We start from the raw sequence: 13,379 nt of genomic DNA on the forward strand, positions 1-13,379 counted from the left end.
TCAGGACATGGCTACTGGTTCAACGATCTCGCCGAGCATTTCTTCAGCCTCGGACAGGAAAGTTTCATCGCGCGGGATCTGGAAGTGCCCGCAATCGAGCCATTCGCCGCCCATGCCCGGCTGTCCGAGTTGCGCCGCCAGTTCCACGGCCTCCTCTTCGCGCCCCAGTGTCCACCAGCAGATGGGGTTGAGCGCCAACGGTGCACAGCGATCCAGTTGCAACGACAGTTGCTTGAGTCGACGCGCCACGCTGAACACATGGGCCAGTTCATCGGCGCCCAGTGCCACGTAGGTCGAAGCCCCACGGTCGGCACTCATGGCCCCGGCGAACAAAGCGCGCAGGTTCTGCGGCGTTTCTTCACCATCGATGCTCAAGCCCGGCGCAGCGCCCGGCAGGGTCACCCGCAGGAAGTCACGCAGATCAGCCTGCCAATCATCCACCGTGCCTTCGTTGACCTTGGCCGACGGTACGAAGCTGTCCACCAGACCAACGAACTTGACTGTCTGGCCGACCTGTTCGAGTTGCGCGGCCATCAACATCGCCAACGTCCCACCCAGCGACCAGCCCAACAGGTAATACGGCCCGTCTGGCTGTTTCTCACGGATCTGCGCCACATAATCGCTGGCCATGTCCTGCAACGACACATCGTTGAACGCCGGATCCAGCAGCATGCGCGACTGAATCGCCAACACCTGCCGGCGCCCGCTCAAGCGGCGCGCCAATGGTTCGTAGTCGAACACCGTACCGAAGCCGGCGTGAATGCAGAACAACGGCGCAACGCCCTTGACCTCAGCGTTCATCGCCAGCAACCCGGAGGCTTTTTCGGCGGATCCCTGCACACTGGCAACCAGTTCGGCGATGCTCGGTTTCTGCATCAGGTCGCGCAGTTTCAGGCTCAGCCCTTGAGCTTTCAGCACGCGACTGCGCGCCACCACTTGCAGGCTGAGAATCGAATCACCGCCCAGTTCGAAGAAGTTATCGGTGAGGCCGACGCGTTCGATTTTCAGCACCTCTTGCCAGATCTTCGCCATGGCCCGCTCAAGCTCGGTGCGCGGCGCCACGTAATCCTGACGTTGTTCGGCGTCGGGGCTGGGCAGGGCTTTGCGGTCGAGTTTGCCATTTGGGGTCAGCGGCATGCGCTCTAGCAACATCAGGTGCGCAGGCACCATGTAGTCCGGCAGGCTGGCCTTGAGCTGCTCGCGCAAGCGTTCGCACAAGCCGTCCGTTGCCGTTTCGGCTGTGGCCAGTACAAAACCGAGCAACTGCTTGCCGCTGACACCCTCGCGGGCCACCACGGCGGCGTCACGCACCCCCGGTTGTTGCTTGAGGCGCGCTTCGACTTCGCCCAACTCGATGCGGAAACCACGGATCTTCACTTGATGGTCGATCCGACCCAGATAGTCGACAGTGCCGTCCTCACGCTGGCGAACCAGGTCGCCGGTACGGTACAGGCGACTGCCATCAGCGCTGAACGGGTTGGCCACGAAACGCTCCGCAGTGCCGCCGGCACGTCCCAGATACCCACGGGCCAACGCGCCACCCAGGTACAGCTCGCCGGCAAGGCCCACTGGCAGCGGATTGAGGTCGGCGTCGAGCACATGACCGCAGCGCTCACCGACCACATTGCCGATTGGCGCATAGGCCGCACCGCACTGATCGTCAGCGCCGGCCTTCCAGATCAGGGGCGTAACCACGGTTTCGGTCGGGCCATAGCCATTGATGATGTATTGCGGTTTCAGTGCCCGTTTCGCCAGCTCGAAACTCGCCACCGGCACCGCATCACCACCGAAGCAATAGATGCGCACCGCCGGCGGGTTGCCGTGCTGTTGAGCGTGCTCGGCCAGTTGTTGCAAGTACACCGGCGGGAACGCGGCCACGGTCACGCCATGCTCATGCAGGGCGTTGTAGGTTTGCTCGGCGGTCCACAGGCTGTCATCACGGATCAGCAGGCGCGCACCGTGGGTCAGTGTCGTCAACCAGCGCTCATGGGCACCGTCGAAGGCGAACGACATGAAGTGCAGTTCGCAATCGGCTTCGCTCATCTCATAACGCTGACCGATGGCCTGGCAGTGCATCGCCAATGGCCCGTGAGCGACACCGACGCCTTTCGGCTGGCCGGTAGAGCCGGAGGTATAAATCACGTAGGCCAGATTGTCCGCTTGCACCGCGACCTGCGGCGCCACCTCTGGCTGAGCGCTCAGGTCCAGGTGATCGAGTTCCAGCACATGCAGATTGTCCCCGGTCGGCATCACCTGACGCAGACTCGAATCGCTGAGCAACAAGGCGATGCCCGAATCGCGCATCAGATAACTCAGGCGTTCGCGTGGATACGTCGCGTCCAGCGGTACATAAGCGCCTCCGGCCTTGAGCACCGCCAACAGCGCGACGATCATGTTTTCGCTGCGCGGCAGGGCCACACCGACGCGGATTTCCGGGCCGACACCTTCGGCGATCAGTGCATGGGCCAGACGATTGGCCCGGGCGTCTATCTGCCCGTAGCTGAACGCTTCGTCGTTGAAGATCAGCGCCGTTTGTTCGCGGTGCCGGGCAGCCCATTGGCCAATACGCTGATGCACCCATGGCGCGTGCGTTGGCATCCGAACGACTGGCGCCAACAAACGCTGGCCGGTCGGCAGACCGATGCGGCCCAGCGGCTGCGCGGCGTCTTGCGCCAACGCGGCGAGCAGACCTTCCATGTTGCTGCGGATGCCTTCCACAGTCACCCGGTCGAAATGCTCACGCAGGAACATGTACTCAATCACCAGACCTTCTTCGAGCGTGACCATCAGGTCCATCGGGAAGTTGGTCAGGCCGGCGTTGCTGATTTCGCCGAATTTCAGCGAGTCATCGCGCCATTCGCGCAGCGCCTGATCGATCGGGTGGTTCTCGAAAACGATGATGCTGTCGAACAGCGATTGCCCGGCACGTCCGGCCCAGCGCTGCACATCGGTGAGCGGGGTGTACTCGCGCTCACGCATTTCCAGGTTGAAGGCCTGCAAATCACGCAGCCACTCGCCGACCGACTGCTCGGCCGGCACATCCTTGATCACCGGCAAGGTATTGATGAACAGGCCGAGGATCGATTCCGACGCCGGCAGGCTCGCCGGGCGCCCCGCCACTGTCGCGCCGAACGCCACACAACGCTGACCGCTGTAGCGGCTGAGCAGCATCAGCCAGGCGCCCTGCACCAAGGTATTGAGGGTCACTTGCTGAGCTTGCGCAAAGGCCTTGAGCTGTTCGGTGCGCGGCTCGCCCAAGCGGCTATACAGTGCCTCGTGACCACGACCGCTGCCAGTACGCGCCACGGTGTCGGCCAGGTAGGTCGGCTCCTCGAGCTGGCTCAGGTGCTGACGCCAGAACCCTTCGCTGGCATTGCCGTCCTGTTGTTGCAGCCAGTTGATGTAACGACGATACGGCACCGCGTCGGCCAGCGGCTTGCCGGAATACTGGCTCAGCACTTCGCCGATCAACTGCGAACTGCTCCAGCCGTCGATCAGGATGTGATGATAGGTCCAGATCAACTGATAGCTGTCCTCGCCCACTTGCACCAGCGTCAGACGTTGCAGCGGCGGCTGATCGAGGTCGAAGCCCTTGGCCCGCTCGCCGTCCGCCAAGGCCTGCAAGGCTTGGGCCGAGTGATCCTGTTCGCGCCAGTCGAGCAGGCTGAGCGGCAACGGCGGATCGGCGAGGACGAATTGCAGCGGTTCGGCCATGTCCTGCCAGAGGAAACCGGTGCGCAGGATGTCGTGACGACGGCTGACGGTTTCCCAGGCGTCTTTCAAGCGCGAAGGCTCAAGGCCTTGCACCGGAATGCACAACTGGTTGATGTAGAGGTCCGACTCCGGCGAGTTCAGGCCGAGGAACAGCATGCCCTGCTGCATCGGCGACAAGCGATAAAGCCCCGCCAACTGATCCTGCGGCAGCGGCAACTGCGCGATTTGCGCGTCGGTCAAACCGTGCAGAGGCAGGTCGACCAGCGCTGCCAACGGTACGTCCGAGGTGCTGGCAACGCGTGGCGCCAGTTGCTCGATGGTAGGGTGCTGAAACAGGTCTTTCGGCCTCAGTTCCAGGCCTTGCTGACGGGCGCGGCTGACCACTTGAATCGAGATGATCGAGTCGCCGCCCAAGGCGAAGAAGCTGTCGGTGGTGCTGACCTGCGCCAGACCCAGCACGTCTTTCCAGATGTCCACCAGCGTCTGCTCGGTAGCATTGGCCGGTTCGACATGTTGTTGCGCGGCCGTGAGCACCAGCGCCGGCAAGCGCTTGCGATCGATCTTGCCGTTGGGGGTCAGCGGTAGCTGCGCCAGCCACAGACGGTGAGTCGGCACCATGTATTCCGGCAGGGTCGCGCCCAGCCAGGTGCTGATGTCGTCGTGCAGTTCACGTTGCAGCTCAGTGCTGGCATCCAGCGTTGTCGGATCGGTCGGCACCAGGTAGGCGATCAATTGTTGGCTGCCCAGTACTTCACTGGCCACGACCACCCCTTCGCGCACGGCGGCGTGGGCCATCAGACGCGCTTCGATTTCGCCGAGTTCGATCCGCAGGCCGCGAATCTTCACTTGATGGTCGATGCGGCCCATGTACTCCAGTTCGCCCGCTTCACGCTCGCGGATCAGGTCGCCGGTGCGGTACATCCGCTCGCCATTGTCGGCGAGCGGGTTGGGTACGAACCGTTCAGCGGTCATCGCCGCGCGGCCCAGATAGCCGCGCGTGATGCCGGCCCCCGACAGGTACAGCTCAGCCGAAACCCCTTGCGGGACAGCTTGCAAATCAGCGTCGAGCACGTGACTGGCGCTGTGGTCGAGGGCACGGCCGATACGCGCCTGACCACCGGCACTGCGCCGAGTCCAGGTCGAATAGGTGGTGTCTTCCGACGGGCCGTAGAGGTCGTAGACGTGCTCGACCGTCGACTGTTGATACAACGCGTCAACCAGCCCTTGCTTGAGCGGTTCACCGGCCAGATTGATGATCCGCACGCTTGGCGGAATCTGCCCGGCGCGTTGCAGCGCAGCAATCGCCGACGGCACGGTGTTGATCAAACGAACCTGATCGCGAGCCGGCAAGTGCGGCAGCTCCAGGGCATTGCGCGCGATGATCAGCGAACCGCCGTTGGCCAGTGTGACGAACAGCTCCCACACCGACAGGTCGAAGCACACCGAGGTCGAGGCCAGTACGCCTTGGATATCGTCACGGCTGTAGACCTTGGCCGACCAGTCGATCAACGCCATGACGTTGCAATGGGCAATCGCCACGCCTTTGGGTTTGCCAGTGGAGCCGGAGGTGTAGATCACGTAGGCGAGGTTATCCGGCGCGACCGATGTTTGAGGCGCGACATCTGAATAGCTATTCAGCGACACCTGATCCAGCAGCAACACTTGCGTTTCGCCAGGCACCGTCAGGGTCGCGGCGACGGCTTGCTCGGTCAGCAGCACCCGCGCGCGGCTGTCCTCGATCATGTACGCGACACGATCCGCCGGGTAATCCGGGTCCAGCGGCACATACGCGCCACCGGCCTTCAGCACCGCCAGCAAGGCAATGAGCAACTGCTCGGAACGCGGCATCGCCACGCCCACGCGCACTTCCGGGCCAACACCCAGTTCGATCAGTCTGTGCGCTAAGCGGTTGGCTTGCGCGTCGAGTTCGGCGTAAGTCAGTTGCGTGCTGCCAAAGGTCACCGCCAGCGCATCCGGCGTCGCTACGACTTGACGAGCGATGCCCTGATGAATGCACAGCTCGGTGACGAAATCGGCAGCGACGCTCGGGACGCGTTCGATCAGGTTCAACTCACTGAGCGACTGCTCGCCCGACTCAGTCATCTGGCTCAGCAGACGCTGCAAGTACTCGCCCAACTGCGTCACGCTGTGCGCCGCGAAACGCTCGCACTGGTAGCTGAAGTGCATCGACAACTCGTCGCTTAAATGCACCAGCAGCGTCAGCGGGTAGTTGGTCTGTTCGTGATTGTTGATCTCGCCAAAGCGCAACTCCTGCGGCGCGCCCTGCTCCAGCGCCTCGGACACCGGGTAGTTCTCGAACACCAGAATGTTGTCAAACAATGCTTCACCGTTGCGCGCGGCCCAACGTTGAATGTCGAACAACGGCGTGTGTTCATGCTCGCGCAGGGCAAGGTTCTGCGCCTGTACGCTCTGCAACCACTCACCCACGCTCGATTGCGCGTGGGGGCTGGCGATCACCGGCAAGGTGTTGATGAACAGGCCGATCTGCTGCTCGACACCTTTGAGTTCAGTCGGACGCCCCGCCACCGTGGCACCGAACGCCACGCTTTGTTGGCCGGTCAAGCGCTGCAACAGCAGCAGCCAGGCCGCCTGAATCAGCGTGTTGAGCGTGACCTTTTGCTGGCGAGCGAAATCGCCCAGTCGTAGGGTCTGCCGGGCATCGACAACACAGAAGTGCTCGCCATGACCGTCCCGTGGAGCGTCGCCACGCTGCGCCTGAAGTGCTTGCGCCAACAGTGTTGGCGCTTCCAGGTCAGCCAGTTGCGCGGTCCAGTAATGTTCGCTGGCCTGCACGTCCTGACGCTGTAACCACTCGATGTAATCGCGATAACGCCCGGCAAGCGCTGGCTGAGCAATGCCGCTGTAGCGTTGCAGCACTTCGCCGAGTAACTGCGAGTTGCTCCAGCCATCCATCAGGATGTGATGGTTGGTGTAGATCAAATGGCAGCGCTGGTCATCCAGACGCACAACGACCATGCGCAGCAGCGGCCCTTGGCTCAGGTCGAAACCTTGCGCCTGCTCGGCAGCAGCCAGTGCATTCAATTCGCCCTGGCCATCGCCATGCTCGCGCCAGTCGAGCACGCTGAACGGCATGTCCAGTTGCTTGTGTACCACTTGCACCGGTCGCGCCAGCTCACCCTGCCAGACAAAACAGGTGCGCAGGATATCGTGGTTGTCCACCGCCGCTTGCCAGGCCTGCTGGAAGCGTTGCGGATCAAGGCCTTCGACGTCGAGGCGAACCTGATTGATGTAATTACCAGCGGCCTGTTCGTAAAGGCTGTGAAACAACATGCCCTGCTGCATTGCCGACAGCGGATAGACATCGGCAATCTGTTGCGCCGGCAATGGCAAGCCGTCGAGTTGCGTCTGGGTCAGGCCGGCCAACGGGAAGTCCGACGGGGTCAGACCTTCGACGCCCGGGGTCAGGCAATGGCCGATCAACGCGGCCAGTTCTTCGGCGTAATCGGCGGCCAGTGCTTCGATCACCGCACTGTCGAAGCGTTCGCTGCTGAAGGTCCAGCCCACGCGCAACTCGCCGCCATACACCTGACCATTGAGGGTCAGCCAGTTGCCCAGCGGCGCGTCCGGGCTTTGATCGAGGCCGGCGTTGTCCGGCGATGGCACGAACAATGCGCTGTCATCGCCCTCGAAACTGCCGTCGAACTGGCCGAGGTAGTTGAAGGTGATACGCGGGCTCGGCAAGGCACGCAGGCTCTGCTGCGCCTGAGCGTCACCGACGTGGCGCAGCACACCGAAACCAATGCCCCTGTCGGGGATCGAGCGCAGTTGTTCCTTGATCTGTTTGATTGACTCACCCGCTGTCGCGGCCGGGGTCAGGCACACCGGGAACAGGCTGGTGAACCAGCCGACGGTGCGGGTCAGATCGACGTCGTCAAACAGCGCTTCGCGACCATGGCCTTCGAGCTGAATCAGCGTCGACGCCTGTCCGCTCCAACGGCCGATGACCCGCGCCAGTGCCGTCAGCAACAGGTCATTGACCTGAGTGCGATACGCCGCCGGCGCTTCTTGCAGCAATTGCCGGGTCAGCTCGGCGCCGAGTCGGGTCTGCACAGTCTGCGCCAGTCGATTGTGCTGACCGGCGTCCACGCGTTTGCACGGCAGGTCGGTGCTGACATCGCTCAGACAGGCCCGCCAGTAAGCCAGCTCTGCCTGCAACGCCGGGCCGTTGGCGTAGCGCTGCAAGTGCTCGCTCCAGTCCTTGAAGGCGCTGGTCTTCGATGGCAGGCTCAGCGGCTGATCATCGAGCAATTGCTGATAAGCGTTTTGCAGGTCTTCAAGCACAATCCGCCACGACACACCGTCCACCGCCAAGTGATGAATCACCAACTGCAAACGCTGAGTGCCGTCGGCCAGATTTGCCAACACAGCGCGCAGTAACGGCCCGTTTTGCAGGTCGAGACTGCGCTGGGCGCGGTTGCCCAAGGCTTCCAGCGCAGCAGCATCGGCGACGTCCTCCTGCCAGAGCAGGTTCTGCGATGAGTCTTCCACCGCTCGGTGTTCGGCCTGCCACACGCCATCCTGCTGCGAAAAACTCAGGCGCAGGGCATCGTGATGGGCCACCAGCGCGCGCAGCACTTGCTCGACCTTGGCGGCGTCCAGCGCCTGACGCGGTTGGAGCAGCACCGACTGATTCCAGTGGTGACGTTCAGGGATCTCGTCTTCGAAAAACTGCTGCTGGATCGGCAGCAGTACCGCCGCGCCGGTCACCGCCTGTTGATCAATCGTCGACGAGTCATCGCCCAACTGTGCGACCAGCGCCAGACGCTGCACGGTCTGGTGCTGGAACAGGTCTTTGGGATTGAGACGAATACCGGCCTGACGGGCACGGCTGACCACCTGAATCGAGATGATCGAGTCGCCGCCCAGTTCAAAGAAGTTGTCGTTGAGACCCACTCGCGGCAGCTTCAGCACGTCTTGCCAGATCGCCGCCAGGCGCTGCTCCAGTTCGCTTTGGGGCGCCTGATAAGCCTGCTGCGCCTGACTCGCGTCCGGGGCCGGCAAGGCGCTGCGATTGAGTTTGCCGTTGGCGGTCAATGGCAGTTGCGCCAGCAGCAACAGGTGCGCCGGGATCATGTGATCCGGCAGGTTTGCCTTGAGCCCGGCACGCACACGGTCGCGCCACAGGCCTTGCTCGGCCGGGCTGGCATCAAGTAGCGCGGCATCGTCCGGCACCAGCCAGGCGACCAGTTGCTGACCACTGAGGCCCGGCTGCGCGAGTACCACGGCTTGGCGCACGACGGCTTGTTCGAGCAACTGCGCTTCGATTTCACCCAGCTCGATACGGAACCCGCGAATCTTCACCTGATGGTCGATTCGACCGACGTATTCGACGACGCCGTCAGCGCGGTAACGCGCCAGGTCACCGGTGCGGTACAGACGCCCGCCGTCAGCGGCAAACGGATCGGGAATAAAACGCAGGCTGGTCAGATCGGCACGGTTCAGATAACCCCGCGCCAGGCCGGCGCGCCCGATGTACAGCTCGCCGATACAGCCTTTGGCGACCGGGTTCAGGTCTCCGTCGAGCAAATACCACGACAAATCCGGAATCGGCTCGCCGATCGGGCTGCCGACATCGCCTTGCAGATCGGCCATCGACAATGGGCGGTAAGTCACATGCACGGTGGTTTCGGTGATGCCGTACATGTTGATCATTTGCGGCGCCTGATCGCCGAAGCGTTCGAACCACGGGCGCAGGCTCTTGACCTCCAGCGCCTCGCCGCCAAACACCACGTAACGCAGCGACGGCTGAAGCGCGGCGTGTTGCGGGGCGCACGCCACTTGCATCAATTGCTTGAACGCCGAGGGCGTCTGGTTCAGTACGGTGATGCCTTCGCGGCAGAGCAAAGCGTAGAAATCTTCCGGCGCACGGCTGACCTCGTAAGGCACCACCACCAGTTTGCCACCGTACAGCAGCGCACCGAAAATCTCCCACACCGAGAAATCGAAGGCGCAGGAATGGAACAGGCTCCAGACATCGGTCGGACCAAAACCGAACCACGCATCGGTGGCTTCGAACAGGCGCAGCACGTTGCGATGCGCCAGCAAGGTGCCCTTCGGCTGGCCGGTCGAACCGGAGGTGTAGATCACGTAAGCCAGGTTGTCCGGGCTCATGCTGACCTGCGGGTTGCTGTCGCTGTAGCCTTGGAGAGCGTCGCGGTCCTGATCGAGCATCAAACTGCGGACCGAGTCCGGCACCGGCAGACGATCAAGCAGATGGCTTTGGGTCAGCAGCAGGCCGATGCCGCTGTCGCCGATCATGTAACTCAGGCGTTCTTGCGGGTAGCTGGGGTCCAGCGGCACGTAAGCGCCCCCGGCCTTGAGGATCGCCAACAGCCCGACCAGCATGTCGAGGCTGCGCTCAACCGCCAGACCGACACGCACGTCCGGGCCGACACCGTTGGCGATCAATTGGCGGGCCATCTGATTGGCGTGGCTGTTGAGCTTCTCGTAGGTCAGCGTCTGTTCGCCGCAGGTCACGGCAATCGCTTGCGGGGCGCGCGCAGCCTGGACTTCGATCAATTGATGCAGGCACCGCTCGCTGGGGAAATCGGCCACGGCCGGGTTCCATTGCAGCACGGTCGCCGCGCGTTCGGCTGCGTCGTGCAGCGGCAGTTCGGCAATGCGCTGACCGCTGTCGGCGACGATGCCTTGCAGCAGATTCGTCCAGTGTTGCGCCAGACGCACGATGGTCGCGGCGTCGAACAAATCGGTGGCGTACGTCAGCTCGGCCCAGACGTTATCGGTGGATTCGAAGGTGTTCAGGGTCAGGTCGAACTGTGCAGTGTTCGACGCCCAGTTCAGGCCTTCGATCTCGATGTTCGGCAAGCGCGTGGCGCCCTGTGCCTGACGGGCCTGGCTCTGGTGATTGTGCAGCACCTGGAACAACGGACTGTGGCTGAGGCTGCGCTCCGGTTGCAGCGCATCGACCAGTTGCTCGAACGGCAGATCCTGATGAGCCTGGGCGCCGAGCACGGTGCTTTTCACTTGCTGCAGCAGGCTGCGGAACGTCTGCTGGCTGTCGAATTCGGCTTTCAGCACCTGGGTGTTGACGAAGAAGCCGATCAGCCCTTCCGTCTCGACCCGGTTGCGGTTCGCCACCGGCACACCGACGCGGATGTCGGCCTGACCGCTGTAGCGATGCAGCAAGGTCTGGAACGAGGCCAGCAACAGTGTGAACAGCGTGACGTTTTCACGCTGGGCAACCTGCTTGAGCGCAGACGCCAGTTCCAGGCTCAGCGGGATATCACGACGGGCGCCGCGATAGCTTTGCTCAGGCGGACGTGGGCGGTCGGTCGGCAGCTCCAGCAGCGGCTGATCGCCATCGCCCAGTTGCGCCGTCCAGTAGTTCAACTGACGCTCGCGTTCACCGGCGTCCATCCACTGCTTTTGCCACACCGCGTAGTCGGCGTATTGCACCGCCAACGCTGGCAATTGCACCGCCTGCCCCTGGCTATAAGCGGCGTACAACGCCACCAGTTCATCGACCATGACCGTCATCGACCAGCCATCGGAAACGATGTGGTGCAAGGTGATGACCAGTGCGTGGTCGTCATCTGCAAGACGCAGCAATTTGACTCGCAGCAGCGGGCCTTGCTGAAGATTGAACAGGTGCAGGGTTTCTTCGGCGACCAGCGCTTGCAGCGCGGCCTCGTCCAGATCGGCGGCAACGTCCTGAACGTGCAGATCCAGCGTGCCGTGGGCCTGAATCACTTGCAGGGTCTGGCCCTGCTCTTCGACGAAGCAGGTGCGCAGGGCTTCGTGGCGGGCGATCAGAGAATCGAAGCTGCGCTGCAACGCCACCAGATCCAGTTCACCGCGCAGACGCAGCGCGGCCGGGACGTGATAAGCGGTGCTGGTCGGCTCCAGTTGCCAGAGGAACCACTGGCGCTCCTGAGCATACGAAAGCGCCAACGGTTGCAGACGCGGCAGCGCGACAATCGGCGGTTCCCAAGTCGCCTGATCAATACCGAGCGCGGCGACAAAATCTTGCAGCGTGCTGTGTTCGAACAGCGTGCGCAGCGGCACCTGAACGTTCAGTACCTGTCGCACCCGCGAGATCACTTGAGTGACCAACAAGGAGTGGCCGCCCAGTTCGAAGAAATTATCGCCAAGGCCCACGCGATCCAGCTTCAGCACCGCTTGCCAGATCTCGGCGACGGTGTGCTGGGTGGCGGTTTGCGGTGCGCTGTAGGTCGATTGCAACTGGCTGGCGTCGGGCGCCGGCAAGGCTTTGCGATCCACTTTGCCGTTGGGGGTCAGCGGCAGTTGCGCCAGGAACAACAGGTGCGCCGGTACCATGTACTCCGGCAGTTCAGCCTTGAGGCTGGCCTTGAGGCTGGCCTTGAGCGCGGCACGCAAATCGGTTTGCGAAACATCATTGACCGATGGCACCACGTAGGCCACCAGTTGTGGGCCGGTCGGGCCGTCCTGCGCGACCACGACGGTTTCGCGCACGCTGTCGAGCGCGAGTAAACGCGCTTCGATTTCACCGAGTTCGATACGCAAACCCCGGATTTTCACCTGATGGTCGATCCGCCCGATGTACTCGATCACACCCTCGGCGCGATAGCGCGTCAGGTCACCGGTGCGGTACAGACGCGCACCGTTTTTCGCGAAAGGATCCGGCACAAAACGTTCGGCGGTGAGGCTTGGGCGCTGGAAATAACCACGGGCCAAACCGTCACCGCCAATCAGCAATTCACCCGGCGCGCCGAGCGGATTGAGCTCAAGGTCACTGCCGAGGATGTACAACGCGGTGTTGTCGATGGGCGTGCCGAGGAACGGACGGCTGTTGTCCGCACTCAGTGCATGTTGTGCTGACCAGATCGTCGTTTCGGTCGGGCCATAGAGGTTCCACACGCGTGGCGTCAGCGCCAGCATGCGCTGCGCCAGTTCCTGCGGCAGCGCTTCACCGCCACAAAGGAACGTGCGGCCGTTGAGGATCGCGGCGTGTTCGTTGTCCAGCAGCATGCGCCAGGTCGACGGCGTGGCTTGCAGCACACTGACGGCGTGACGCTCGATCAGTTCGAGCACCGCTTGCGGGTCTTGATGCACGTCCTTGCCGGTCAGCACCACGCCGGCGCCGGCCAGCAATGGGCCGTAGATTTCCAAGCCGAAAATGTCGAACGAGAACGTGGTCAGCGACAGCATGCGATCAGTGGCTGCGATCCCTGGTTGCTTGATCATGCTCGCGACAAAGTTGCTCAGCGCCGCGTGACGCACCATCACGCCTTTGGGGTTGCCGGTGGAACCAGAGGTGTAAATCGTATAGGCCAGGTGTTCGCCGTTGACCGCAACATCCGGCGCGGTCTGAGGATACGCCGCCAGCCAGCCGTGTGGCTGATCCAGCAACAGCATCTGCACGTTCGCCGGGATCGGCAACTGCGCCTGCAAGTGCGACTGGGTCAGCAGCAACTGCAAACCACTGTCCTCGATCATGTAGGCCAGACGATCTTGCGGGTACGCCGGGTCCAGCGGCACATAAGCGCCGCCAGCCTTGAGGATCGCCAGCAGGCCGACGATCATTTCGACGCTGCGCTCGACCGCGATGCCGACCCGTTGATCCGGGCCAACCCCGGCCTCGATCAGTTTGTGTGCCAGTTGATTGGCCCGGGCATCCAGTT

1 protein-coding gene (cut by a window edge) is annotated in these 13,379 nt (G+C 62.8%); it reads right to left on the bottom strand.

All coding sequences use genetic code 11. From position 1 onward, the window contains the following. Nucleotides 1-13,379, bottom strand: partial view of a non-ribosomal peptide synthase/polyketide synthase gene (locus tag AACY18_RS11935; RefSeq protein ID WP_339464947.1) — the 3' portion only. Its footprint extends 1,624 nt past the window's final position; 13,379 of the gene's 15,003 nt are visible here — the last part of the coding sequence; its start codon lies off the right edge, out of view; the stop codon is at nucleotides 1-3.

The sequence above is a fragment of the Pseudomonas sp. EA_65y_Pfl2_P74 genome, assembly GCF_963970575.1.
In the GTDB taxonomy this organism is placed as follows: Bacteria; Pseudomonadota; Gammaproteobacteria; order Pseudomonadales; family Pseudomonadaceae; genus Aquipseudomonas; species Aquipseudomonas baetica_A.